Here is a 25249-nt window from a genome sequence, read left to right on the forward strand (position 1 = left end):
GCACGTTGGCACGCGGACAATCAGCGGAGCCGGCGATGGGGAAGAAAAAGAAGAAGGCGTTGCGCGAGGCGGCGGCCCGGGAACACGATGCGACCGAACCGCTGCGCGCCCTGGCCGCCACCGGCGCGATGCGCGCGCTGGCGCCGATCGCCAAGGCGACCGACGAGCCGCCGCTGCTGGCGCTGGGGCTCGGCACGCTGGCGATCGGCGCGGTGCTGCGGCGACCGGCGCTGGCGCGCAGCGGCGCGCGGATGGTGGCGAGCCACCTGCTGGCGACGGGGCTGAAGACGGTGCTGAAGGCCGGGGTCGACCGGGCGCGGCCCAATGCCACGGGCAAGGCGCCGAAGCTGGGCAAGGGGCATGGCACGGGCGATACGGCGCTGAACGCCTTCCCGTCCGGGCATACCGCCGGCGCGGTGGCGGTGGCGCAGTCGATCGGGCACGAAGCGCCGGGCATCGCGACGGCGGCGAAGCTGGCCGCGGGCACGGCGGGCGCGGCGCAGGTCGCGCGCGGCGCGCATTATACGAGCGACGTGGTGGCCGGCGCGGTGATCGGCTGGGTGGCCGAGCGCGTCGCGAGCCTGGCGATCGATGCCGGCGAGCGCTTCGCCGAGACGCGCCGCGACGCGAAGGCCGAGGAAGAGGTCGAGGCGCATCCGAGTTGAAGGCGACCTTTCATCTTGAAGGTGTCGAAGCGTCGGGTGCCTGGCACGCCCTTCGATAGGCTCAGGGCGACCGGTAGGAAGGATCGGTCGCTACAGCCCCACCGCATACAGCGCGTGGTGCGCGAGGATGTAGAGCGTGCGCTTGTCGGCGCCGCCGATCAGCAATTGCAACGGGCGTTCGGGCACGTCGATGCGGCGGGTGAGCGTGCCGCCCGGCGCATAGACGAACACCTGTCCGTTGGCGACGTAGAGGTTGCCGGCATCGTCGCGCGCGACGCTCTCGCCGCCGCGCGGAGCGACGACCTTCAGGTCGGTGACCTGCCCGCCCGCGCCGACCAGCCCGTCGTAGGTCAGGTTCTCCGATGCGTTGGTCAGCGTCACGCGGCTTCCCGGCACCGCGCCGACGAAGCCGTACGCGTCGAGCGTATCGGACCAGCGCCAGCCGAGGTGATCGTCGGGCCCCTGGTTCCATACGCGGAAGGCGGGAAGCGCCAGCGAGCCGTCGGGTGAGCGATATTCCTGCGGCTTGGCCGCGCCGAGTGCGTCCTTGAAGAAGGCGCTGATCGGCGGATAGTCGTAGGTGGCCGGGTCGATACGATCCGCGAATTCGCCGTTCGCCCAGACGTTGACCGGCAGCAAAGTGGTCGCCTTGCTGCCGGTGCGCGTGGCGGCCGGCGCGATCGCGCGGATGTCGGCGGGCCTGGCGGGATCGATGCTGTAGACGCTGCCGTCGCGACCCGCCGATGACAGCACCAGCAGGCGGCCGGACCGGTCGACCGCGAGATTGACCGGGTCGAGCGGCGCGTCGCTGACGGTGGTCAGCCCCTCGGCCGGGGTGAAGCCATGGATACGCTGGAAGAAGCGGTCGATGAAATAGAGCTTGCCCTGCGCATCCACCGCGCCGCCCGCGATCGAATAGAAGCCGTCCGCCAGCTTCGTAACGCCGGGGGTGACGGGGATCGCGGGCTGGACGGTCGCGGCGGCGGGAGCGGCGGGGATGTCCAGCCGGGCGAACTCGCGCTCGCGAACTTCCTGGCGGCGGGTCATGTCCTTGATGCTGTTTTCAAACGGATATTTGCTGGCGCGCAGGTACGTGCCGCAGCCTTTCGCATCGCAGCTGGCGAAGCCGCTTTCGGCGTTCACGTGGACGTTGCGGAAGCGGATGTCGCCGGAGTTGAACAGCTTGACCGCCGCGTCCATCGGCTTGATCGTCCGCGTCACGCGATAGCCATGGTAGTTGGCGAACAGGATGTCGCTGGAATTGTGGAACTCGGTCGAGACCGCGTTGACGCCGTCGCGGACCTCCTGTTCGGTCTGGGGGGCCAGGAACTCCCAGTTCTTCACGCCGTCCAGCACGATTTCGGCGCGATAATGATGCTCGGCGGACAGTTGGTAGACGTGGCCGGGGGTGCTGGTGTTCGACACGTGGAAGCCCGACGACGCCAATGTATTGGGCGACCAGATCGCGGAGAAGGTGCCGCCGCCCCCGTCCGTCACCATGATGCTGGGGAACTGCCCGTCGGGGCGCGCGCGCGGATCGTTCTGGTTGATCGGGCTGCCCTTGGTCAGGACGGTGCCGCCGCCGCCCTGGATCTTGACGTCGTTGACCTCCGACGCTGCGCCCGCCTTCCACAGCAGCGCGGTGGCGCGACGGTTGATCGCGCCGGTCCATAGCCCGAGGCCGTGGACGATCGCATTGCCGCCCTTCGCGCTCTCGATCAGCGCCTTGGCGCCGCCGACGCCGGTGAAGGCGGGGGTCTCGTCGGGGAGATAGACGTGCGTCAGGCTGGGGTGGAGCGCGATCAGCACGCTGTCGGGGCGCAGCCGGATCGTGTCGGTGACGCGGTAGCGGCCGATCGGCAGATAGACCACGCGGTGCGTGTCGATCGCGCGTTGCAGCGCGGCGGTGTCGTCGGTGGTGTCGTCTCCCTTCACGCCCAGGTCGTGCGCGTTCGCCCATTCGCGTACCGGCGGCAGCGCGCGGATCGCGTTCGCCGGGCGCTTCGGCACGCGTGACAGCGGGGTCATGGTGACGTCGGTAGCGGTCTCCCCGATCGTGCCGAGCCCGGCGAGCTTCAGCCCGTGCGCGAAATCGGCGACGCGGTAGCGCGCGCCCTGCCCCGCGATCGTCTTGCCGGAATCGCGGAAGCGCGCGAAGGTCGGGGTGTCGATCGCGATCGCATCGTCGAAGCCGATCTGCGTGAAGACGCTGTTCTCCTCCGAGATCAGCACCGCCGCCTGCGACACCTTCTCGAAGCGCACCTGCTTGCCCCAGAGCGAATCCGAATAGCCGCGGTCGATTTCGATCCCGACCGGCGTGTCGCGGATCGCGACGTTGACGAGCGTGAGGTCGACTTCATGCTCGCGGATCGCGGCGTCGCGCTGGCCGGAGAACTCGCTGTCGATCAGCGTGAATTGCCAGGCGGGCGAGGTCTTCTCCGACATGATGCCGTAGCGGCCGCCGAAGAAGCGCAGGTCCTCGAACTCGTTGCCGGCCTGGTAGACGCCTGCGAGGCCGGAGCCGATGTGGAAATCGACGTGGCGCAGATAGCCGTGCTGCGCGACGCGGAAGCGCACCGCCACCGCGCCGGCGTTGCCCGCGCCGATGCGGAAGTCGATGTTCGAGAGCGTGGAATAGAAGGTGCTGGAGGTCGCGTCGAAGATCGACGGATCGAACGGCACGCTGGTGCGCGGCGGGACCGGTGCCTTGCCGACGCGGTACTGGTCCTCGCCGGTGAAGGCGACCATCGCCGCCACCCCGCTGCCGAAGCCGGCGGTATTGTCGCCGAGCACGATCTGCGGGCGGGTCTTGCCGATGCCGAAGAGGCGGACGGCCGAGCGGACGAAGATGGTACGCGTGATGCGGTAGGTGCCCGAGGGGACGAAGACGACGCCGCCGTGCCCGCCGGCGGCCGCGGCGTCGATCGCCTGTTGCAGCGCGGCGCTGTCGTCGGCGCGGCCGTCGCCGACGCCCTTCACGACGATCGCCCGCGGATCGTCGGGCCGGGTCTGGTAGACCGAGGCACCGGGCACGGGGGCCGCCAGTGCAGGTGTTGCCAGTATCAGCGCCAGTGCCGCCCCGATCCGCCATCCTGCCCGCATCGCCCGTCTCCCGTCGCTTATGCGGCAATCGGTAACGATAACAGCGGCATGCTTCATGCGCGACGATGGTCGTAGGACGGGTTGCCGAAGGGTGAATCGGTCGGCGGCTGCTTCGTCATCGCGAGCGCCGAGTTTTCCGCGGCTTCGGCCATGCGGTGGTGGCGGAGCGGGTTAGAGCCTCACGCCCCCGCCCCAACCCCTCCCCCAGAGGGAGAGGGCCATATGCGGCCCGATCGGCGGGGTCCTAAGCCTGTGCGGCTTCGGTGAGCGCTTGCGCGGCGACGGCGACCTGGGTGCGGTTGCGGACGTTGAGCTTGCGCATCAAGGCGGTCATGTGCGCCTTTACGGTCGCTTCGGCGATGCCGAGGTCGTAGGCGATCTGCTTGTTGAGCAGGCCCGAGTGGACGCCGTGCATGACCTTGATCTGCGTCGGGGTCAGTCGCGCCAGCGCGGCGGCGGGGTGGACGGCGCCAGGACCGGGGACGGGCGCGCTGTCATGAACGGTGACTTCCATTCTCTCCTCCCAACCTGGTCCACACCGTCACGCGTTACAGCGGATTCGGTTGGACAGCTTTAGATCCATATGCGCCAGTTTTCGCCATCGGATCAAGCAATATGCGATAGATACCTGGAGCGATCTGTTGGACAGCTTCGTCTCCGTCTCGCCAGCCGCCGCGCCGTCCGCTACGATGGCGGCGAGGGGAGACGGCGGTGAGCGAGGAACGTCTGGCCGACCGCGCCTATGCCGCGATCGTGCGCATCATCAACGACCACGGGCTGGCCAACGGCGACCGGCTGCCGTCCGAGGCGCGGCTGGCCGAGACGTTCGGCATGTCGCGCACGATCGTCCGCGAGGCGCTGGCGCGGCTGGCCTCCGACGGGATCACCGAGGCGCGGCGCGGCGCGGGCAGCTATGTCAAGCGGCGGCCGTCCGAGCGGCTGGGGACGCACCTGCCCCCCGATGCGATGGCGGAAACGCTCGGCACCTACGAGGTGCGGTTCGTGCTGGAGGCGGAGGCGGCGCGGCTGGCGGCGGTGCGACGATCGACCGCGCAGCTCGACGCGATCGAGGCGGCGCTGGAGGCGTTGCGCGCGGCGCTGTTCTCGCATGCGCCCGCGCATGACGAGGATTGGCGGCTGCACCGCGCGATCTTCGCGGCGACCGGCAATGCGGCGTTCCTGCCGGTCTTCGACCACCTGCACGACAGCGTCATGCACATCCTGCGCGCCGGGGTGGACATCTCGCGCTCGCGCCCGCCGCAGGTGATCGGGGCGATGATGGAGGAGCATGACGCGATCGTCGATGCGATCCGGACGCGCGACGCCGACGGCGCGGCGCTGGCGATGCGCTGGCATCTGTCGCAGGGGCGCAAGCGGCTGTTGCCGTAGTGAGGCAGCCTCTTCCCGTCATTCCCGCGGAGGCGGGCATCCAGAACCCCTGACCTCGCGCTTCTATCGATGGACCGGCGCGTCTGGATTCCCGCCTTCGCGGGAATGACGGGGGCGCGGGAATGACGGGGGCGCGGGAATGACGGGGGCGCGGGAGTGACGGAGGGGTCAGGCGACCACCGTCTCCAGCCACATGCGGACGTCCTCGTACAATCGCTCGGGCGCTTGCCCGGCATCCAGCCGCAACGCGGGCTCGTCGGGGCCGGGGCGCTCGAGCGTCGCGAGCTGGCTGTCGAGGAGGCTGGGCGGCATGTAATGGCCGCTGCGCGCGCGCATCCGCCGCGCGATCTCGTCGCGTTCGGTGTCGAGAAAGGCGAAGCGGAGCGGCACGCCCGCCGCCGCCGCCAGCCGCTCGCGATAGGCGCGGCGCAGCGCCGAGCAGGCCGCCACCGCCGCGCCATGCTCTCGCGCCGCCGCACCCAGCGCCGTGCCCAGCCGGTCGAGCCACGGCCAGCGATCGTCGTCGGTCAGCGGCAATCCGCGCTCCATCTTCGCCACGCTGGCGGGGGCGTGAAAGGTGTCGCCCTCCAGGAACGGCGCATGGAGCGCCGTGGCGAGCAGCGCGCCGAGTGTCGACTTGCCGGTGCCGCTGACGCCCATCACGACGATGACGCTCGGGCTCGGGCCCGGGCTTGGGCCCGCGTTCGCCACCCGCGCCTGTGCCGTGCCCCCTGCCTGCTCCACCGCCATCCTCCCTGCCCCGCTCGCCCAAGCTATCGCGCCGCGGACAGGCCCGTGGCCATTACGACCATTGTCGGCGCGCTACGCGACCATGGTCGTAGATGGCGGGGTGGGCGCGCGTCGATATGCTCTCGATCACATAAAGGCCCGGGCTGGGTGAGCCCGTGCCACAGCTGCATAGGGGATGGATCATGGGCAACGCACATCGGTCGCGCAAACTCGGTAACGCTACCAGCATCGCGGTCCTCTCGCTCCTGCTGGCGACGCCGGCGGTGGCGCAGCAGTCGACCGAGCTGCCCGACTCGACCCGTTCCGCCGCGCCCGCGACCCCCGAGACGCTGGTCACGCCCAACAGCCCGGCGGTGCAGGAGGAAGCACCCGCCACCGCCTCCGACATCGTCGTCACCGGCACGCGCATCACCGCCAGCGGCTTCAACGCGCCGACTCCGACGACCGTGATCGGCGAGGCGCAGATCCAGGCCAATGCGCAGCCCAACATCTTCAACACCGTCGCGCAATTGCCGTCGCTGCAAGGGTCGACGGGGGCGGCGACGGGCACGTTCAGCACGTCGAGCGGATCGCAGGGGCTGAGTTCCTTCTCGCTGCGCGGGCTCGGCACGATGCGTACGCTGACGCTGCTCGACGGGCAGCGCGTGGTCGGCGCGAACGTGACGGGCGTGCCCGACATCAGCCAGTTCCCGCAACTGCTCATCAAGCGCGTCGACATCGTCACCGGCGGCGCATCGGCGTCGTACGGCTCCGACGCGGTCGGCGGCGTCATCAACTTCATCACCGACACGCGGTTCGAGGGCGCCAAGTTCAATGCGCAGACCGGCGTCTCCACCTATGGCGACGGCGGGCAGGCGCTGGTGCAGGCGGCGCTGGGCAAGAGCTTCGCGGGCGACCGGCTGCACGTCGTGGTCAGCGGCGAGTACAGCAAGGACCAGGGCGTCGGGCCGGGCAATTTCGGCGAGGACCTGGCGAGCGGGCGCGACTGGTACCGCGCCACGACCTTCGTCGACACCGGCATCCGCGACAACGGCAATCCGCAGTTCCTGGTCCGGGATCACGGGCAGGCGTATAAATATACCAAGTACGGGCTGATCAACGCCGGACCGTTGCAGGGGATCGCATTCGACGCGGACGGGCGGCCGTTCGCGTTCAACTACGGCTCGAACGGCGTGCCCGCGAAGAACGCCAACGGCGACGTCACCGGCTGCTTCGTCGGCTTCTGCGTCGGCGGCGACCAGTCGGGGCACGTCGGGTCGGGCACGTCGCTGCAATCCGCACTGGAGCGGATCAACGGCTATACGCGGATCGGCTACGACGTGGCGGCCGATACCGAGCTCTACCTGACCGCCAACATCGCGCAGGTGAAGAGCAGCAACCAGCCCAATCCCGGCGCGGCCAAGGACAATCTCACCGTCCAGTGCAGCAATCCGTACCTGCCCGCGTCGGTCACCGCGCAATGTGCCGCCGCGGGCATCACGCAATTCCGCTACGGCCTGAGCAATGCGATCCTGCCCAACATCAAGGTCAACACCGACCGCCGCCAGTATCGCTTCGTCGGCGGGCTGAAGGGCAAGGCGGAGATCTTCGGCGACAGCTGGACCTACGATCTCTATTACGAGCACGGCATCAACGTCACCGATATCAACGTCGACAACATCAGCCTGAACGGCCGCTACAACCAGGCGATCAACGCGGTGCGGCTGAACGGCGAGATCGTCTGCGCCGACGCGGCCGCGCGCGCCAACGGGTGCCAGCCGATCAACATCTTCGGCAACAACCGTCCTTCCGCCACGGCGCTGTCGTACATCGTGCCGCAGGACGGGCCGTTCCAGCACACCCGCCAGACGCAGGACGCCGCCGCGGCCAGCATCTCGGGCACGCCGATCGACCTGTGGGCGGGGCCGCTGGCGATCGCGGCGGGCATCGAGTGGCGGCAGGAGGCGTATCGCGTGCGCGCCGACCCGTATGGTGCGGGCGTCTCGGACCTGAGCCCCAATTCGGCGATGTACCCGTCCGACCCCGCGCTGCTGCCCGCCGGCAACAACTGGTATGCGGGCAATTACAAGAACGGGTCGGGCAAGTATAACGTCGTCGAAAGCTTCGTGGAGCTGAACCTGCCGCTGCTCGACAGCGACACGCTGGGGCGCGCGAACCTGAACGGTGCGGGGCGTGCCACGCGCTATTCGACGTCGGGCGTCGTCTATGCGTGGAAGGTCGGCGGTACCTGGGACACGCCGCTCGACGGCTTCCGCCTGCGCGCGGTCACCTCGCGCGACGTGCGTGCGCCGAACCTGTCGGAGCTGTTCGCGGCGCCGACCACGACCACCGTCCCCAACTTCACCGACCCGTTCAACAAGACGCAGGTGCTGATCATCCAGAACACGATCGGCAACACCAATCTGCGCCCCGAACTGGCGCGCAGCACCGAAGTGGGCGCCGTGCTGGCGCAGCCGTCGTGGCTGCCGGGGTTGAGCCTGTCGTTCGATTATTACGACATCAAGGTCGACGACGTCGTCTCGTCCCTGTCGGCGCAGCAGATCGTAAACCTGTGCTTCGAGGGGAATACGACCACCTGCGGCGCGTTCAACCTGCAGGCGACCGGCGGCGCGCCGAACTTCGTCAACGTGCAGGCGTTCAACCTCGCGTCGATCAAGACGCGGGGGTTCGATATCGAGGCGAGCTACCAGTGGAAGCAGCCGCTGGGGCTGGACGGCAACCTGACGCTGCGCGGACTCGGCACGCATGTGATCGAGTTCGTCACCGACTCCGGGCTGACGGGGGTCAAACCGGTCGATTCGGCGGGCGCGAACAGCGGCGCGACGCCCGACTGGAAGTGGCTGGCGATCCAGACGTACGAGAATGAAAACTTCAGCCTGCTGCTCCAGGAACGCTGGTTCAGCGACGGGGTGTACGGCAACCAGTACGTCGTCTGCGCGCCGGGCACCTGCCCGCGGTCGACCAACGACAACCCGACCATCGACCGCAACCGGATGAAGGGCGCATTCTATTTCGACATCGGCGCGACGGTGAACGTCACCAAGCAGGTCAGCATGTTCGTGAAGGTCGACAACGTCTTCGACCACGATCCCGAGCCGTCGCCGCAGACCAACACCGGGCTGGACGTCAACCCGGCGCTGTACGACACGCTCGGCCGCTTCTTCCGCATCGGGGTGCGCGGGCGCTTCTGACCTGGATTGATCGGCGCCAGCAAAGCGCCGATACGCTGCGGGTATGCGCAAGCGTTGCCTATTCGGCGTCCATCACTGGTCGAGCCGCGCGACCGCCCGCGCCGGCACGACCGTCCATCGCTGCGCGCGGTGCGGGCGGACCGTGGTGACGCACGGCGGCGGCGGCCGGCAGCTGCAATTGCGGGTGTGGGCGATGGCGGCGCTGGTGCTGACCGCGGGCGTGTGGTTCGTGACCTACAATCTGATCGTCCACCGCCGGACGCGCGTGCTGCACACGGTGTCGCGCACGGTGAACAAGGCCGACCGCGCGGCGGCGCGCGGTCGCGCCGCGCTGCACCGGATCGAGGGCGACCGCGGCGCGTATGTCGAAGGAAACGACGACTAGGCGGTTGGGCCTGGGGGCGGCGGCTCGGCGACGACACCGGTCGTCATTCCCGCGCAGGCCGGAATCCAGCCCCGCGACGGCTGCTTGTAGAGCCGAGCCGTCGGAGGTTCTGGATCCCCGTCTTCGCGGGGATGACGCTACGTGGCGGAGGATTGCGCCGCCACCGCGCCGGTCATCCCCGCGGGCGACAGGATCTCGATCCAATAGCCGTCGGGGTCGGCGACGAAGGCGATGTCCTTCATCCGGCCGTCCTGCGGACGCTTCCTGAACGGCACGCCCAATTCCTCGAAGCGCGCGCAGGCGGCGGCGACGTCCGGCACCGAGATGCCGATATGGCCGAAGCCGCGCGGCTCGTCGTTGCCGTTATGATAGCCGGCGAATGCGGGGTCGCTCTCCGTCCCCCAATTGTGCGTCAGCTCCAGCGTCGTCTCGCGCGCGAAGACGAAGCGCGCGCGCTCGGCCGGGGCCTCGGGCACCGTTTCGCCCTCGGCAAGATAGGCGAGGAAGTATAGCGAGAAGCGCAGCTCCTCGAAGTCGATCCGCTGGATCAGCGTCATGCCCAGCACGTCGCGGTAGAAGGCGAGCGAGGGCTGCGGATCGCGGATGCGCAGCATCGTCTGGTTCAGCGCGAACCCTTCGGTTCCGGGCGTGCGGGGCATGGTGATCTCCGGATCAGGCGAGCGTCAGGCCGACGTCGACGTTGCCGCGGGTGGCATTCGAATAGGGGCAGATCTGGTGCGCCGTGTCGACCAGCGTCTGCGCCGCGTCCTTGTCCACGCCGGGCAGGTCGACGACCAGGTCGGCGGTGATGCCGAACCCGCCCTGCGACCGCGGGCCGATGCCGACGGTGGCGGTGACCCTGGTCTCGGCAGGCACCTTCACCTTCAGCTGCTGCCCGGCAACCTTCAGCGCACCGAGGAAGCACGCCGAATAGCCCGCGGCGAACAGCTGCTCGGGATTGCTGCCCTCGCCGCCGGCGCCGCCGAGTTCCCGGGGCGTCGACAGCGCGACGTCGAAGCGGCCGTCCTCGCTGCGCGCATGGCCGTCACGCCCGCCGGTCGCGGAGGCGGTGGTGCTGTATTTGACGTCGATGCTCATGCGATCATCCCTTCGATTTCACGATAACTGATACCGCGATATATATTGGAGGAAAGCACGAGTCCAGCGGATTGTTATCGCGACAAGGAAAACGTGCTATGTGAGCGCCATGCCCGCCGCCCGCCCGCTCGACGACCAATTGTGCTTCTCGCTCTACGCCGCCAGCATGGCGGTCGGTCGCGCCTACAAGCCGCTGCTCGACACGATCGGCATCACCTATCCGCAATATCTGGTGCTGCACGCCTTGTGGGAGGAGGACGCGCGGACGGTCGGCGCGATCGCCGCGCGGCTGGCGCTCGAATCGAGCACGGTGACGCCGCTCGTCAAGCGGCTGGAGGCGGCCGGGCATGTCGCACGCACCCGCAATCCCAGCGACGAGCGACAGGTGCGCGTCACGCTGACCGACAGCGGGCGAGGCTTGCGCGAACGGTGCGGGTGCCTGGCCGAGGAACTGGTCGCGCGCAGCGGGATGACGCTGGCGCAACTCGACGCGCTGAACCGCCAGGTCGCCGCGCTTCGTACCGCGCTGTCGGGGTCGGGCGCGGGCGCAGCCGTTTCCTGAACGGAGCCGTCGCGCGCGCGACATTCTGAGACACTTTCGCGCATCCTGCGGGACGGGAATGCGACAAGCGCCGCCTATCTTTTCCCTCGTACCGCCGCCGACGCGGTGCCTGTGAAAAGGAGCGTATGATGAACCGTTTCCATCTGCTGATCGCGGGGCTGGGCCTCGCCGGCGTCACCGTTCCGGTCGCGGCCAGCGCCGCGCCGTGGCAGTCGATCAACGCGCGGCAGGCGCGGCTCGACCAGCGTATCGACCAGGGGATCCGCAAGGGCGCGCTGACCCGCGGCGAGGCGCGGCGGCTGCGCACCGATTCGCGCCAGCTCGTCCGGCTGGAGGAGCGTTATCGTCGCACCGGCGGCCTGTCCGGCTGGGAACGGCAGGACCTGAACCGCCGCTTCGATGCGCTGAGCGCGCGAATCCGCTGGGAGAAGCGCGACCGCCGTTATCGCTGAGCGGCGTCTCCAAGCAGCGCGTCGTCGATCGCGACGGCGCGCTGCCATGCCGGACGTTGTTGCAGCCGGTCGAGATAGCGCATGAACGACTCGCGCTTTTCCAGCAGCCCGAATTGCGTGAACCAGCCCACCGCGCTGCCGACATAGACGTCGGCGGCGGTGAAGCGGTCGCCGGCGATATGATCGTGCCGGGTCACGGCATGTTCGAGCGTGTCGACCGCCTGCGCGAAATCGCCGTAACCGACCATGCCGCGCTTGCCCGCGGGCACCTCGACCCCCAGCACCTTGTCGACCATCGCCGCCTCGAGCGGGCCGGCGGTGAAGAACATCCAGCGCAGGTAGGGCGCGCGCTCGGCCGGCGTCGGCGCCAGCCCGGCGGCCGGGAACGCCTCCGCCAGATAGGCGCAGATCGCCGCCGCCTCGCTGACCACCACGCCGTCGTGGACGATCGTCGGCACCTTGCCGAGCGGATTGGCGTCCAGCAGCGCGGCGGGTTTCCCGGTCCAGTCGACCAGCACCGTGTCGTACGGCTCGCCGATCTCCTCCAGCATCCAGCGCGCGATCCGCCCACGCGACATGGGATTGGTGTAGAAGGTGAGCGTCATGCGCGGGCATCCAGATGGCGGTGGAAGAAGTCGATCGTCCGCCCCCAGGCGAGATCCGCGGCGGCCTTGTCATAGCGTTCGGCCGATGTGTCGTTGTTGAAGGCGTGGTCGACGCCCGGATAGTCGAACGCCTCGACCGGTTTGTTCGCGGCCTTGAGCGCGGCGACCCACGGCACCCCGGTCTGCGCGACGCGCGCGTCCTTGCCGGCGTAATGGAGCATCAGCGGCGTGTTGAGCCTGGGTGCCTCGGCCGGGTCGGGCGCAGGGCCGTAATAGCTGACGGCGGCGGCGAGCGCCGGACCGGCGGCGAGCGCGACGCGGTTCACCAGCGCGCCGCCCCAGCAGAAGCCGACCGTGCCGACGCGCCCGGTGCCGTTCGCCAGCTTGCCGAGTCGCGCGACGGTGGCGACCGCGCTGGCCAGCACCTGGTCCATGTCGGCCTTGGCGATCATTTCGCGCGCGAGATTCTCGTCGGCGGTGGTGCCGCCCTGCGCGGAGAGGAAGTCGGGGGCGACCGCGAAGAAGCCCGCGAGCGCGACGCGGCGCGCGACATCCTCGATATGCGGTTGCAGCCCGCGGTTCTCGTGGATCACCATCACCGCACCGACCGGGCGACCGGGGTTGCGCGGCGCGGCGAAATAGCCGGTCATGCTGGCCCCGCCCGCGACGCGGTAGCTGCCCTTCCGGGTGACGAGCCGCGGGTCGGCGACGTCGGTGAGCGCCGCGGCCGCCGGGGCGGCGGCGATCCCGCCGATCAGCGCCTCCGCCGCGGCGACCGAGCCGGCGAGCGCGGTCATCTGCCGCAGCAGGGTGCGGCGGTCGCGGTGCTCGTGGGTGAAGGCGTCGTACAGGCCGATCGCCCGATCGCGCAGGCTGGGGTCCATGACGTTTCCTCTCGCGATTCGTGGAGCTTGGGGAGGAAGCGTAGCGGGAAGATGTGGGGGGCGGAAGGTGCGGGGCCGGACGGTGATGCGGTCGCGTGGTTCCGGGCTTGTCGATCGCCGTCGTCCCGGCGGCGGCAGGGGCCCGTCGCTCTGGTGGCGGTAGATCAGCGATCCGCCGAAGCACATGACGCGACAAAAGGCATCGACGCGCCTGCGCCTGAACCGCTCCCCCCCTTTCGTGCTGGACCTGTTGAGGCGGGCGAGGCGCCTGCAACACGGACGTCGACAGGCTCCGTGCGAACGGCTCAGGACGTGGCTCGCCACCGGGAAATCATCGAAACTGACGGCCGAAGGGGAGAAGGCGATGGTTGCATCCGAGATCCGTCGCGCCGCCTAAACCGGCTGCCCGGCTCAGTTCACGCTTTCTCCAGCGTGCATTGCAGCGGGTGCTGGTTCTGGCGCGCGAAGTCCATCACCTGGCCGACCTTCGTTTCGGCCACTTCGTAGCTGAAGACGCCGCAGACCCCGACCCCCTTTTGGTGGACGTGGAGCATCACGCGGGTCGCTTCCTCCATGTTCATCCGGAAGAAGCGTTGCAGGCACAGGACGACAAATTCCATCGGGGTGTAGTCGTCGTTGAGCATCAGGACGCGGTACGGCGTCGGCTTCTTGGTCCGGGTACGCGTGCGCGTTGCGATACCGATTCCGGTACCGTCGCCATCGGCATCGTCGTTGCGGCCCGCGGCCGTGGGGACAATCTGCTGCTGCATGGACACGTGCGAGAATATGGCACGTGACCGCATCAGGGCAAGCCCGTGCCTGCCAGAAAAAAAGGCGGCCGCATCGCTGCGGCCGCCTTTCCCATCGGCAATGCCCGCGCGGATCAGGCAGCGGTGCGGAACTTGTCGGCGGCGGTCGCCACGCGGTTCTGCAACGGCTTCGCGACGTCGCCGGCCAGCTTCAGCGTCGCTTCGGTCGAGCGCGAGGCTTCCTTGACCAGCGCGTCGAACGCCGAGCGGACGTAATCGGCCTGAACCTGCATCGCCTCGGTCGGCGACTTCACCGACGCCAGCGTCTGGATCATCTGCGCGGTGCTCTCGTACCGGGCGCGCGCGAAGGCCGCGGCGTCCTGCCCCATCGTCTCGAGCGCCTGCGCGGCGATGCGCGCCGACTCGACCATCGCCTCGACATTGCCCTTGCCGAATTCGGCCATGTCCTCGGCCACCTTGCGGCTCTTGTCGAATGCGGCGCGGCCCTGCTCCTGCGCCTTGTCGGCGAACGCACCAGCCTGGGCCTGCGCCTTGTCGGCGAACGTCGTGACGGTCTCGTTCATTGTCGCTTCCTTTGTTTCAACAGGCGCTGCCGGAGCAGCCGGTTCGGGTGGGGTAATCGTGATCGGGGCGGGCGTTTCGGCCACCGTCGATGCGGGGTCGGCCTGCGGGGTGGCGGCGACGACCGGCTCGGGCGCGGTCACGACCGGCGCCGGTGCGTCGTCGGTCGCCGGCGCCGCGAGCACGGGCGGCACATCGTCGACCGGGACCGCCGGCAGGACGGGGATGGCGGCGGTCGCGGGCTTCGTCGCGCGCGCGCGGCCTTTCGCCGACGCGCCCGCCTTCCTGATGCCGTCCTTTCCGGTTTCGTCCACCATCGTGCCGCTCCGCTTTGCTGCAATGCACAATAATGGCACGCCGGCCGCGTTTCAAGCCTCTTTTGTGCAGCGCAGCATGGTCGTCAGCGCGCGCGGACGTAGCTGCCCGGCGCGTCCTCGATCGCGGGCAGCGCGCCGGCGCCGGGAACGCGCGCGCCGTCGGCTGCCACCGTTTCCGGCGCACGCGCGCGCAGCCACCCGGCCCAGTCGTGCCACCAGCTGCCCTTCACCTCGCGCGCGCCGGCGACGAACGCCTCCAGCGTGTCGCCGGGTTCGTCGTTGATCCAGTGCTGGTACTTGCCCGCCGCGGGCGGGTTCACGACCCCGGCGATATGGCCCGAGCCCGCGAGCACGAAGCGTATGGGGCCGCGCAGATGCTCGGTCAGCTTCCACACGCTCTCGGCCGGCGCGATATGATCCTCGCGCCCCGCCTGAACGTACGCCGGCGTCTCGACCTTCGTGAGGTCGAGCGGCACGCCCGCGACGCTGAGCGCGCCGGGCCGCACCAGCAGATTGTCGCGGTACAGGTCGGTCAGATAGGCCAGGTGCCATTTCGCGGGCAGGTTGGTGACGTCACCGTTCCAGTGCAGCAGGTCGAACGGCGCATAATCCTTCCCGAGCAGGTAGTTGTTGGTGACGTAGTTCCAGATCAGGTCGCGCCCGCGCAGCAGGTTGAAGGTCGCGGCCAGATAGCGCCCGTCCAGGAATCCCTGCGGGCTGAGCGTCGCGATCACCTTCAGCTGCTCGTCGTCGACGAAGTGGAGAAGCTCGCCGGCGCGGGCGAAATCGACCTGCGCGGTCAGGAAGGTCGCGCTCGTCACCCGCTCCGCCTCGCCCTTCGCCGCCAGCAACGCGAGCGTCGCGGCCAGCGTCGTGCCCGCGACGCAATAGCCGACCGTGTGCACCGCGGGCACGCCGAGCAGATCGCGCACCGTGTCGATCGCATCGATCTGCGCAGCGACGTAATCGTCCCAGATCACGTCGGCCATCGACGCGTCCGCCGATTTCCACGAGACCATGAACACGGTGATGCCCTGTTCGACCGCCCAGCGGATGAAGCTCTTCTCCGGCGTCAGGTCGAGAATGTAGAAGCGGTTGATCCACGGCGGGAAGATCACCAGCGGGGTCGCCAGCACCGTCCCGGTCGCGGGCGCATATTGGATCAGTTCGTACAGCGGCGTGCGCTTCACCACCTTGCCGGGCGTCGCGGCCAGGTTGCGCCCGACCTCGAACGCGCTGCCGTCGGTATGGGTCAGCTGCCCGCGGCCGATATCGGACAGCATGTTCGTCAGCCCGGTGAGCAGGTTCTGGCCGCGCGTCTCGATCGTCTTCTCGATCACCTGCGGGTTCGTCACCGCGAAGTTCGACGGGCTCATCGCGTCGACGAAGCCCGCGGTCGCGAACTTCAGCTGCGCGCGCGTCTTCTCGTCGATGCCCTCCAGCGCGTCGACGCTGCGCAGCATGTGATCGGCGAGCAGCGCGTAGCTTTGCCGCATCCAGTCGAACGCCGGATTGGCGCGCCACGCCGGATCGGCGAAGCGGCGATCCTTCTCCTTGGGGCGTTCCGGCTGTCCGGCGGGCGGGGTGGTGAAGCGCTGCCAGAGGTTGAGATAGTCGGTCCAGAAATCGCGCGCCTGTTCCGCCACCGTGTCGGGGGGCGCGAGCGGGACGCCCGCCTCCAGCATCATCTGCTGCGCGCGGCCCATCAGCCAGGTCCAGTGCTGAAGATCGGCAAGGTTGGGGGTCGCTGGCTTCTGCTCGGTCACGCGTCATCCTCTCGCTGCCTGACGTAACGCAACGACGTTGCAGCGCGAAGTCGGCTCCACGGCTTTTTGTTGCGCGGGGTGCCCGCGCGCGGCGTTTGCGCGTATAGCCGCTCCCGCAAAGGAGTATGGTCCCGTGTCCGACGAATTCTACCGCATGAAGCGCCTGCCGCCCTATGTCATCGCCGAGGTCAATGCGATGCGGGCACAGGCGCGCAGCGGTGGCGAGGATATCATCGACTTAGGGATGGGCAATCCCGACCTGCCGCCCCCCGACCATGTCATCGCCAAGCTGGTCGAGGTGGCGCAGAAGCCCTCCGCGCACGGCTATTCGCAGTCGCGCGGGATCCCGGGGCTACGGCGCGCACAGGCCAATTACTACGGCCGCCGCTTCGGAGTCGATGTCGACCCCGAGACCGAGGTGGTGGTGACGATGGGGTCGAAGGAGGGGCTGGCGAGCCTGGCGACCGCGATCACCGCGCCGGGCGACGTGGTGCTGGCGCCCAACCCCAGCTACCCGATCCACACGTTCGGCTTCATCATCGCGGGCGCGACGATCCGCGCGGTGCCGACGACGCCCGACGAACAGTATTTCGAGAGCCTGCAACGCGCGATGGAGTTCACGATCCCGCGCCCGAGCGTGCTGGTCGTCAATTACCCGTCGAATCCGACCGCCGAGACCGTCGACCTCGCCTTCTACGAGCGGCTGGTGGCGTGGGCGCGCGAGAACCAGGTGTGGATCCTGTCCGACCTCGCCTATTCGGAGCTGTATTTCGACGGCAAGCCGACCGTGTCGATCCTGCAGGTGCCGGGCGCGAAGGACGTCGCGATCGAATTCACCAGCCTGTCGAAGACCTATTCGATGGCCGGGTGGCGGATCGGCTTCGCGGTCGGCAACCGCAAGCTGATCGCGGCGATGACGCGGGTGAAGTCGTACCTCGACTACGGCGCGTTCACGCCGGTGCAGGCGGCGGCGTGCGCGGCGCTCAACGGCCCGCAGGATATCGTCGAGAAGAACCGGCAGCTGTACCACAAGCGTCGCGACGTCCTGGTCGAGAGCTTCGGGCGCGCCGGATGGGACATTCCCGCGCCGCCCGCCAGCATGTTCGCCTGGGCACCGCTGCCGCCGGCGTTGAGGCATCTGGGGTCGCTGGAATTCTCCAAGCAGTTGCTGACGCATGCCAAGGTCGCGGTCGCGCCGGGGGTCGGTTATGGCGAGAATGGCGAGGGGTTCGTGCGGATCGCGATGGTCGAGAACGAGCAGCGGCTGCGGCAGGCGGCGCGCAACGTGAAGCGGTATCTGCAGAGCATGGGGGTGAATACGCCGGGAAAGGTGGCGGGCTGACCGCCTCCCGTCGCTCCGGCGCAGGCCGGGGTGGCGCGCGTCGGGAGGGGCGCACCGCACCTCCCATCCGAACGATGCAGATTTGCCACGATTGGCGGGGTGGCGGCAATTTCATGCAACAACATGTTGCAATGCGGCCCCCTCCCGCCCCATCCTTGCCCCGTGTTGAGACAGTATGAACTGATCGACCGGGTTCTCGATTACGATCCCGACGCCGACGAGGCGATGCTCAACCGTGCGTATGTGTTTTCGGTGAACGCGCACGGGACGCAGAAGCGCGCCAGCGGCGACCCGTATTTCAGCCACCCGATCGAGGTGGCGGGCATTCTGACCGAGCTGCACCTCGACGACGAGACGATCGCCACCGCGATCCTGCACGATACGGTCGAGGACACCGTCGCGACGCCCGAGGAGATCGAGCGGATCTTCGGCGCGAACATCGCGCGGCTGGTCGACGGCGTCACCAAGCTGAGCAAGATCGAGGCGCAGACCGAGAACGAGCGCGCCGCCGAGAACCTGCGCAAGTTCCTGATGGCGATGTCGGGCGACATCCGCGTGCTGCTCGTCAAGCTGGCCGACCGGCTCCACAACATGCGCACGCTGCACTTCATCCCCAAGCCGGAGAAGCGCCGCCGCATCGCCAAGGAGACGATGGACATCTACGCCCCGCTCGCCGAGCGGATCGGCATGTACGAGTTCATGAAGGAGATGCAGACGCTCGCCTTCGCACAGCTCGAGCCCGAAGCGTATGAGTCAATCACCAAGCGACTGGAGTTGCTGAAGGAAGGATCGGGCGGGGACCGGATCGCGAAGATCGGCTCGGGGCTGAAGCTGCTGCTCGGCCGTGCGGGCGTCGAAGCGCAGGTGTCGGGGCGCGAGAAGCACCCCTATTCGATCTGGCGCAAGATGCAGGAGCGCCACATCAGCTTCGAGCAGCTGTCGGACATCATGGCGTTCCGCGCGATCGTGCCGACGATCGAGGATTGCTACCGTGCGCTGGGGCTGATCCACCGCCGCTGGCCGGCGGTGCCGGGGCGGTTCAAGGATTATATCTCGACGCCCAAGCGCAACGGCTATCGCTCGCTGCATACCAGCGTGATCCATGCCGAGAACCGCCGCATCGAGATCCAGATCCGCACGCCGGAAATGCATGCCGAGGCGGAGTTCGGGCTGGCGGCGCACTGGGCCTACAAGCAGTCGCTGGGCGCGGCGGCGCCGGTGCGGCCGGATCAGCAGCAGGACTGGATCAAGGACCTGGTCGAGATTCTCGACACCGCCGAGACGCCCGAGGAACTGCTCGAACATACCCGCATCGCGATGTACCAGGATCGCATCTTCGCGTTCACGCCAAAGGGCGAGCTGATCCAGTTGCCGAAGGGCGCGACGCCGATCGACTTCGCGTATGCGGTCCACACCGATCTGGGCGACCAGGCGGTCGGCGCGAAGGTGAACGGGCGCGTCGTGCCGCTGTCGACGGTGCTGGAGAACGGCGACCAGGTGCAGGTGCTGCGGTCCAAGGCGCAGGTGCCGCAACCGGCGTGGCTGAAGGTTGCGATCACCGCCAAGGCGCTGGCCGCGATCCGTCGCCACCTGCGCAACGAGGAGCGCGAGCAGACGGTCGCGCTGGGGCGCAAGCTGTACGACGATATCGTCCAGCGGCTGCCGGCGACGCTGGCCGACCATGCGATCGACGAGGCGCTCAAGCGGTTGAAGCTGCCCGACGAGGCGGCGTTGATGCAGGCGATCGCGCGGCGGACGCTGACCGACGGGCAGGTGATGGAGGCGCTGATGCCCGGCTCGGCCGGCGCCGACGTCGCGCACGCGCCGCCGCAATCGAGCGCGATCTCGATCGAGGGGCTGGCGCCGGGCGTCGCCTACGAGCTGGCGGATTGCTGCCACCCGGTGCCGGGCGACCGGATCGTCGGGCTGCGCCGTCCCGACGCGTCGATCGAGGTCCATGCGATCGATTGCCGCGTGCTCGCCGATCTGGCGGAGCGCAGCGAGGACGAGACCGACTGGATCGACGTGCAATGGGGCCATGCGACCGAGGGCGCGACCGCGCGCATCTCGGTCGAGGTCCGCAACCAGCCGGGTGCGCTGGGGATGCTGGCCACGATCATCGGGCAGCACAAGGCGAACATCATCAACCTCAGGCTCGACAACCGCGACACGCAATTCCACACCAACGTCATCGACGTGGAGGTGCACGACGCGCACCAGCTGATGCGGCTGCTGTCGGCGTTGCGCGCGGCCGATGCGGTGAACGCCGCGGAGCGGGTCTGACCGCCGACCCCCTCGCGACGTCGTTGATGGTATCGCAGGCGCCCGGCGGCGCGCAGGGGCGGCGGCGGGCGGCCCTTTCCGCAGCGGACGGCAACGCGTCACGCCATTTTGAGTAACGCGGAGGCATCCGGATCTGCGAACAGTGACAAAGACTTGTCCGTCTCGTTACCAATACTTCATCGCCGAGTACGAAACCTTCGCAAGCGCCATTCCGTTTCTTTCCTGTCCAGCCGATGGTGGCTGAACAACGGAAAAAGGGACGTCTTATGAAGAAGTTCGTGGCCTCGCTCGGGGCGCTCCTCATCGCGGTTTCCGCAAGCGCCTGTTCCGCCCAGAGCACGCCGCAGGTGGTCGAGCAGGCGCAGGTTCCCGAAACCGACGGCACCGCCGGCATCGCGCTGTTCAAGGACCACAAGAAGCTCGAGACCGTCTCGTGCCGCGACTTCAACGCGCTCGACGAAAGCTATCGCCCGCAAGCCGTCGTCTATGCCGCCAATTATGGCCCGAAGGGCAAGCCGCACCCGACGGTGACCGTCGACGGCGTCGAAAACATCATGCCGGTGGTGGTCGCGCAGTGCAGCGCGCAACCCGGCAACCACTTCGGCGCGACGGTAAAAGCGGCGCTGAAGACGGCGCGCTGACGTTTGCGACGGGGCCGTCCGCACACGGCCCCGTCCTTCGGGAGAGAAGCATATGGCAAGGCACGCGGTGGCCCGCCTCTACGCGGTGGCGTTGGCGCTGACGATGCTCGCGGGATGCGGCGGGCAGAAGGCGATGACATGCCCGACCCCACAGCCGGGCGGCGGCGGCGACCTGCGCGAGACACCGGCCCAGCAACGCGCGACGGCGACGATGCTGGGCGACGGCGACGAAAACGCGATCGCCACGGCCGCCGCGGTGGTCCACGGTCGTCACCCCGCCGCGACCACCGACGCGATCACCAACTACCTGGTCGTGGCCTACTGCCCGACGATCGCCGCGCGCCCGGACAAGGATGCGCGAGACAAGGACCAGCTGCTCACGGCCTTCGCGGAACGGGCGCGGCAGGTCGTCGGACGCGCGGTGCGCTGACGCGGCGGCGCCGCCCGGACGGCGACCGGCCTCAGAACGCGTCCCAGTCCCCGCTACCGCCCTTCAGCGCCAGATTGCCGCGCACCTGCGGCACCGGGCGCGGCGCGGTACGGCGTTGTGCGGGAGGCGCCGGGGATGCGACCTCATGCTGCCCGGCGACGCGGAAGCGGTTGACCTGCCCCTCCAGCGTACCGGTCTCGGTGGTCAGCAGGCGGCAGGCGGCGGTCACTTCCTCGACCATCGCGGCATTGGCCTGCGTCGCGCTGTCCATCTCGCCGATCGCGACATTGACCTGCCCGATGCTCGAAGCCTGCGATTCGGCACTGTCGGCGATCTTCGCCACGAACGACGCGATCTCGCCGATGCCGGTGGTGATCGCGCGCAGCGACGCGTCGGTTTCCTGCGCCAGCTGCACACCGCTGCGCACGCGCTGCACGGTGGTGGTGATCCGCGCGTTGATGTCGCGTGCCGCGTCCGCCGAGCGTTCGGCGAGCGCGCGCACCTCGCTGGCGACGACCGCAAAGCCCTTGCCGGCGTCGCCCGCGCGCGCCGCCTCGACCCCGGCGTTGAGCGCGAGCAGGTTGGTCTGGAACGACAGCCCGTCGATCAGCGCGATGATTTCGGCGATTTCGTTGGACGACCGCTCGATGTCGCTGATCGCCGACATGGTGCGCCTGACGATCTCCTCACTGTGGCGCACGTCGCCGGTGGCGCGGTCGACCACGCCGATCGCCGCCCTCGCCTGGTCGGCGGTCGCGCGCACCGAGGAGGCGATCTCGGTGACAGCGGCGGCGCTTTCGGCGAGGCTCGCGGCCTGCTGCTCGGCGCGCTGCGCCAGATCGTCGGTGGCGGCATGCATCTCGGCGGTGCTGGTCGCGATCCCGCTCGCGCTGCCGCGAACCGTCCCCATCGCCGTCGCCAGCCGCGCGACGGCGGTGTTGAAGTCGCGCTCCAGCGCCGCATAGGACGCCGGGAAGCCGCGGAGCGTGACCCGGAGGTCCGAGTCCGCCAACCGCGTCAGCGCCGCGCCGACCTCCGTCATCACCTGCTGCTGCTCGGCATCGGCCTGCGCCTTGGCGGCGGCGGCGTCGCGGAAGACCAGCACCGCGCGCGACATGCTGCCCAGTTCGTCGGCGCGATCGGTGTCGGGCACGGCCAGCCCGTGATCGCCCTGCGCCAGCGTGTCCATCACCCCCGTCAGCCGCACGACCGGGCGCGCGAGTGCGCGGCTGAGCAGCATCGAGACCGCCACCGCCACGCCGCACATCACCAGTCCGCCCAGCAGCAGCGCGACCTTGCCGGTCCACAACGCATCGACGCGCTCGATCCGCGCCGCCAGCCCGCGCTCGGTCTCCTCGGCCTGCAATGTCCGCAGCGGCGCCAGCACCGGGGTCATCGTCACCTTCTTGGCGACGGCGCGCAGCTGCTCCTGCGCGGCCACCCGATCGGTCCGCGCCAGCGCGATCATCGGATCGCCCACCACGCGGCGCCATTCGGCGGCGCGCGCGACCGATTCCTCGACCTTGGCGCGCGCATCGGGCGTGTCGGCCAGCAACGTGCGCAATGCGGCGGCAGCGGTGTCGCTCTGCTCCTGTCCGTCGCGATATTGCTTCAGATAGCTGTCGTCGCCGGTGAGCAGGAAGCCGCGCATCTGGCTGTTCAGCCGCAACAGCCCGATCTCGATCCGCTGCGTCTGCGTCACCACTTCCTGTCCACGGACGCTGACCGCGCTCGTCGCCTCGATCCGCGACAGCAGCAGCCATAGCGCCGCCATCATCACGAGCACCGCCACGATCACGGCGCAGAAGGCGGCCGCGATCTTCTTGGCGATGGGCAGAGATTTAAACATCGGCGGCGTCCCCCGGAGTCGGCAATCAACCCCCTTTTCGACTCAAAACGGCGAAGATCGGGTTAACCGCCTCTGGGCTCTAAAGATCTTTCTGACCCACGAGCGCCAAACCGTCAGTCAGCGCGCGACGCGGAAACCGGACCGCCGCTGCCGCATTCTCCCGGTTACGGGAGGAATGATCCATGTTGAAGTCGATGTTGTTCGCCACCGCACTCGCCACCGTCGCCGTGCCCGCCGCCGCGCAGTCGATCTCCGCCAACGACAAGGCGCTCGGCGCGCGCGCCAATCCCGAGCTGCTGGCGCAGTTCGGCGGCAAGTACGGCGGGCCGCAGGCCGCGTATGTCGAGCAGGTCGGCAAGCGGGTGGCGGTCCGGTCCGGGCTGTCGAATGCGCAGGGCGACTTCACCGTCGCACTGCTCGATTCGCCAATCGAGAACGCCTTTGCGATCCCCGGCGGCTATATCTACGTCACCCGCCAGCTGCTGGCGCTGATGAACAGCGAGGCGGAACTGGCGTCGGTGATGGGGCATGAGGTCGGCCATGTCGCCGCCCGCCACTCGGCCTCGCGCAACCAGCGCGCGACGATCGGCGGCGTGCTGGCGGCGGTGGTCGGTGCGGCGGCCGGCAACAGCGCGGCCGGCCAGCTGGTCGGCACCGCGGCGCGCAGCGGGGCGCAGCTCTACGTCCTGAAATACGGCCGCGACCAGGAATATGCCGCGGACGGGCTGGGCGTGAGGTACATCACCGCCGCCGGTTACGACCCCTATGCCGCCGCCGACATGCTGGCGCAGCTCGACGCGCAGAGCCAGCTGACCGCCGAGGCCGGCGGGAAGCGCGGGCAGCAGGTGCCGACCTGGGCCTCCACCCACCCCAACAGCGCCGAGCGCGTGCGCCGCGCCGCTGCGCTTGCGAAGGCGACCGGCCGCCCGCTGACCGATCCGCCGCAGGACACCAATTACCTGCGCCGGCTCGACGGGCTCGCCTATGACGAAAAGGGTTCGGGCAAGCGCATCCGCATCGTGGCGGTGAAGCCGGGCGACACGATCGCCGCGCTGTCGCGGCGGATGGCCTATGACACGCTGCAACGCGAACGGTTCATGACGCTGAACGCGATCGAGGAGGATGCGCAACTGTCCCCCGGCCGCTTGGTAAAGATCGTGACGCGGGGATGACGGGGCGCTAGACGCGGGCGCCATGAATCGTCCCGCGCTATCGGTCGTCATCCCCTGCTACAACGAAGAAGCGACGCTGCCGCTGCTCCATGCGCGGGTGTCAGCGGCGGCGCGCGCGGCGGTGGGCGACGACCATGAGATCGTGCTGGTGAACGACGGCTCGCGCGACGGCAGCTGGGGGGCGATGCAGCGGCTGGCCGCGGAGGACGCCCGCGTCGTCGCGGTCAACCTGTCGCGCAACCACGGGCACCAGCTGGCGCTGACCGCCGGGCTCGACCTGTGCGCGGGCGAGCAGATCCTGATCATCGACGCCGATCTTCAGGACCCGCCCGAGCTGCTGGCCGACATGCGGCTGATGATGGCGCGCGACCAGGCGGATGTCGTCTATGCGGTGCGCCGCAAGCGCGAGGGCGAGACCTTCTTCAAGAAGGCGACCGCTGCCGCCTTCTACCGCGTGCTCGACCGCGTCACCGACACGCCGATCCCGCTCGACACCGGCGACTTCCGGCTGATGACCAGGCGGGCGCTCGACGCTTTCCTGGCGCTTCCCGAACAGGCGCGCTTCATTCGCGGCATGGTGGCTTGGGTCGGGTTCCGGCAGGTCCCCTTTCCCTACGACCGGGCCGAGCGGCATGCGGGCGAGACCAATTACCCGTTCGCCAAGATGGTGCGCCTCGCCCTCGATGCGGTAACCGGCTTCTCCACCGCGCCGCTGCGCTGGGCGAGCCATCTGTCGGTGGTGCTGGCGGGCTGCTCGCTGCTGCTGCTGTTCTATATCGCCTATGGCTATTTCGTCAGCGACCGCGTGCAGGGCTGGACCTCGACGATGCTGGTGGTGGTCGTGCTGTCATCGATCCAGATGTTCGTGCTGGGGATGATCGGCGAGTATCTGGGGCGGCTGTATATCGAGGCGAAGCGGCGGCCGTTGTATCTGGTCGCCGACATCGCCGGCACCGCGCATGGGCGCGCGACGCTGGGATTCCAGGCGGAGCGGACGCGGATCCCGGATGCGCAGGTGGCGGGCCAGGAATAGCG

Annotated in this window: 23 protein-coding genes; 12 read left to right on the top strand and 11 right to left on the bottom strand. The window is 68.9% G+C overall.

The window, feature by feature from the left end; all coding sequences use genetic code 11:
* Positions 1 to 35: 35 nt before the first annotated feature.
* Complete coding sequence (locus tag J2Y58_RS07870; RefSeq protein ID WP_310101106.1) at positions 36 to 665, top strand: phosphatase PAP2 family protein; 630 nt, start codon at positions 36 to 38, stop codon at positions 663 to 665.
* 90 nt (positions 666 to 755) lie between these two features.
* Here the strand turns inward: J2Y58_RS07870 and J2Y58_RS07875 are convergent, their stop codons facing one another.
* Together J2Y58_RS07875 and J2Y58_RS07880 are read right to left on the bottom strand one after the other, a co-directional pair.
* A complete protein-coding gene (locus J2Y58_RS07875) occupies positions 756 to 3767 on the bottom strand; it encodes a glycosyl hydrolase family 28-related protein (RefSeq protein ID WP_310101108.1) in 3012 nt (1003 codons plus the stop codon).
* Positions 3768 to 4011: 244 nt separating this feature from the next.
* On the bottom strand, positions 4012 to 4281 hold the full coding sequence (locus J2Y58_RS07880) for a LuxR C-terminal-related transcriptional regulator (protein WP_310101111.1): 270 nt from the start codon (positions 4279 to 4281) through the stop codon (positions 4012 to 4014).
* Between the two features lie 197 nt (positions 4282 to 4478).
* On the opposite strand from J2Y58_RS07880, the gene J2Y58_RS07885 reads away from it, so the two are divergent.
* Positions 4479 to 5156, top strand: coding sequence for an FCD domain-containing protein (locus tag J2Y58_RS07885; protein ID WP_310101114.1), 678 nt, complete (start codon positions 4479 to 4481; stop codon positions 5154 to 5156).
* A 168-nt stretch (positions 5157 to 5324) separates the two neighbouring features.
* On the opposite strand, the gene J2Y58_RS07890 is transcribed toward J2Y58_RS07885, so the two are convergent.
* Positions 5325 to 5816, bottom strand: coding sequence for a gluconokinase (locus J2Y58_RS07890; RefSeq protein WP_310101313.1), 492 nt, complete (start codon positions 5814 to 5816; stop codon positions 5325 to 5327).
* Positions 5817 to 6088: 272 nt separating this feature from the next.
* Between J2Y58_RS07890 and J2Y58_RS07895 the strand changes: the two genes are divergently transcribed.
* Together J2Y58_RS07895 and J2Y58_RS07900 are read left to right on the top strand one after the other, a co-directional pair.
* Positions 6089 to 9097 carry a TonB-dependent receptor domain-containing protein gene (locus J2Y58_RS07895; RefSeq protein WP_310101119.1) on the top strand — a complete coding sequence of 1003 codons (3009 nt, stop codon included), beginning with the start codon at positions 6089 to 6091 and terminating at the stop codon, positions 9095 to 9097.
* A gap of 43 nt (positions 9098 to 9140) precedes the next feature.
* On the top strand, positions 9141 to 9482 hold the full coding sequence (locus J2Y58_RS07900) for a hypothetical protein (RefSeq protein ID WP_310101122.1): 342 nt from the start codon (positions 9141 to 9143) through the stop codon (positions 9480 to 9482).
* A 137-nt stretch (positions 9483 to 9619) separates the two neighbouring features.
* Here the strand turns inward: J2Y58_RS07900 and gloA are convergent, their stop codons facing one another.
* Both gloA and J2Y58_RS07910 read right to left on the bottom strand, forming a co-directional pair.
* Positions 9620 to 10141: a lactoylglutathione lyase gene (gene gloA, locus J2Y58_RS07905; protein ID WP_310101126.1), complete on the bottom strand. Its 522-nt coding sequence runs from the start codon at positions 10139 to 10141 to the stop codon at positions 9620 to 9622.
* 13 nt (positions 10142 to 10154) lie between these two features.
* Positions 10155 to 10580 carry an organic hydroperoxide resistance protein gene (locus tag J2Y58_RS07910; protein WP_310101129.1) on the bottom strand — a complete coding sequence of 142 codons (426 nt, stop codon included), beginning with the start codon at positions 10578 to 10580 and terminating at the stop codon, positions 10155 to 10157.
* Between the two features lie 109 nt (positions 10581 to 10689).
* On the opposite strand from J2Y58_RS07910, the gene J2Y58_RS07915 reads away from it, so the two are divergent.
* Both J2Y58_RS07915 and J2Y58_RS07920 read left to right on the top strand, forming a co-directional pair.
* Complete coding sequence (locus J2Y58_RS07915) at positions 10690 to 11142, top strand: MarR family transcriptional regulator (protein ID WP_310101316.1); 453 nt, start codon at positions 10690 to 10692, stop codon at positions 11140 to 11142.
* A gap of 128 nt (positions 11143 to 11270) precedes the next feature.
* The gene (locus J2Y58_RS07920) at positions 11271 to 11594 is read left to right on the top strand and encodes a hypothetical protein (RefSeq protein WP_310101131.1); all 324 of its coding nucleotides are present in this window, start codon (positions 11271 to 11273) and stop codon (positions 11592 to 11594) included.
* On the opposite strand, the gene J2Y58_RS07925 is transcribed toward J2Y58_RS07920, so the two are convergent.
* The 5 genes from J2Y58_RS07925 to J2Y58_RS07945 all read right to left on the bottom strand — a co-directional run bounded on the left by J2Y58_RS07925 (position 11585) and on the right by J2Y58_RS07945 (position 16437).
* Complete coding sequence (locus tag J2Y58_RS07925; RefSeq protein WP_310101134.1) at positions 11585 to 12199, bottom strand: glutathione S-transferase family protein; 615 nt, start codon at positions 12197 to 12199, stop codon at positions 11585 to 11587. The genes J2Y58_RS07920 and J2Y58_RS07925 overlap by 10 nt on opposite strands.
* Complete coding sequence (locus J2Y58_RS07930; RefSeq protein WP_310101136.1) at positions 12196 to 13083, bottom strand: dienelactone hydrolase family protein; 888 nt, start codon at positions 13081 to 13083, stop codon at positions 12196 to 12198. The genes J2Y58_RS07925 and J2Y58_RS07930 overlap by 4 nt, the downstream gene beginning before the upstream one ends.
* A 416-nt stretch (positions 13084 to 13499) precedes the next feature.
* Positions 13500 to 13853, bottom strand: coding sequence for an ATP-dependent Clp protease adapter ClpS (clpS, locus tag J2Y58_RS07935; protein WP_310101139.1), 354 nt, complete (start codon positions 13851 to 13853; stop codon positions 13500 to 13502).
* Between the two features lie 113 nt (positions 13854 to 13966).
* Positions 13967 to 14731 carry a TIGR01841 family phasin gene (locus J2Y58_RS07940; RefSeq protein WP_310101143.1) on the bottom strand — a complete coding sequence of 255 codons (765 nt, stop codon included), beginning with the start codon at positions 14729 to 14731 and terminating at the stop codon, positions 13967 to 13969.
* Between the two features lie 83 nt (positions 14732 to 14814).
* Positions 14815 to 16437, bottom strand: a complete 1623-nt coding sequence (locus tag J2Y58_RS07945) for a class I poly(R)-hydroxyalkanoic acid synthase (RefSeq protein WP_310101320.1) — start codon at positions 16435 to 16437, stop codon at positions 14815 to 14817.
* Between the two features lie 193 nt (positions 16438 to 16630).
* Here J2Y58_RS07945 and J2Y58_RS07950 point away from each other — a divergent pair, with 193 nt between their 5' ends.
* The 4 genes from J2Y58_RS07950 to J2Y58_RS07965 all read left to right on the top strand — a co-directional run bounded on the left by J2Y58_RS07950 (position 16631) and on the right by J2Y58_RS07965 (position 21193).
* Entirely contained in the window at positions 16631 to 17839 is a 1209-nt protein-coding gene (locus J2Y58_RS07950) for an LL-diaminopimelate aminotransferase (RefSeq protein ID WP_310101146.1), read from the top strand.
* Between the two features lie 162 nt (positions 17840 to 18001).
* Complete coding sequence (locus tag J2Y58_RS07955) at positions 18002 to 20122, top strand: bifunctional (p)ppGpp synthetase/guanosine-3',5'-bis(diphosphate) 3'-pyrophosphohydrolase (protein WP_310101150.1); 2121 nt, start codon at positions 18002 to 18004, stop codon at positions 20120 to 20122.
* A gap of 266 nt (positions 20123 to 20388) precedes the next feature.
* Positions 20389 to 20763, top strand: coding sequence for an HdeA/HdeB family chaperone (locus J2Y58_RS07960; protein WP_310101152.1), 375 nt, complete (start codon positions 20389 to 20391; stop codon positions 20761 to 20763).
* A gap of 52 nt (positions 20764 to 20815) precedes the next feature.
* Positions 20816 to 21193 (top strand): hypothetical protein, encoded by a 378-nt coding sequence (locus tag J2Y58_RS07965; RefSeq protein WP_310101155.1) that lies wholly within the window; start codon positions 20816 to 20818, stop codon positions 21191 to 21193.
* A gap of 31 nt (positions 21194 to 21224) precedes the next feature.
* On the opposite strand, the gene J2Y58_RS07970 is transcribed toward J2Y58_RS07965, so the two are convergent.
* Complete coding sequence (locus tag J2Y58_RS07970) at positions 21225 to 23042, bottom strand: methyl-accepting chemotaxis protein (RefSeq protein WP_310101158.1); 1818 nt, start codon at positions 23040 to 23042, stop codon at positions 21225 to 21227.
* Positions 23043 to 23224: 182 nt separating this feature from the next.
* On the opposite strand from J2Y58_RS07970, the gene J2Y58_RS07975 reads away from it, so the two are divergent.
* Together J2Y58_RS07975 and J2Y58_RS07980 are read left to right on the top strand one after the other, a co-directional pair.
* A complete protein-coding gene (locus tag J2Y58_RS07975) occupies positions 23225 to 24214 on the top strand; it encodes a M48 family metalloprotease (protein WP_310101162.1) in 990 nt (329 codons plus the stop codon).
* Positions 24215 to 24236: 22 nt separating this feature from the next.
* A complete protein-coding gene (locus J2Y58_RS07980; RefSeq protein ID WP_310101163.1) occupies positions 24237 to 25247 on the top strand; it encodes a glycosyltransferase family 2 protein in 1011 nt (336 codons plus the stop codon).
* Positions 25248 to 25249 lie beyond the last annotated feature (2 nt).

This window comes from Sphingomonas sp. BE138 (genome assembly GCF_031456125.1).
In the GTDB taxonomy this organism is placed as follows: domain Bacteria; phylum Pseudomonadota; class Alphaproteobacteria; order Sphingomonadales; family Sphingomonadaceae; genus Sphingomonas.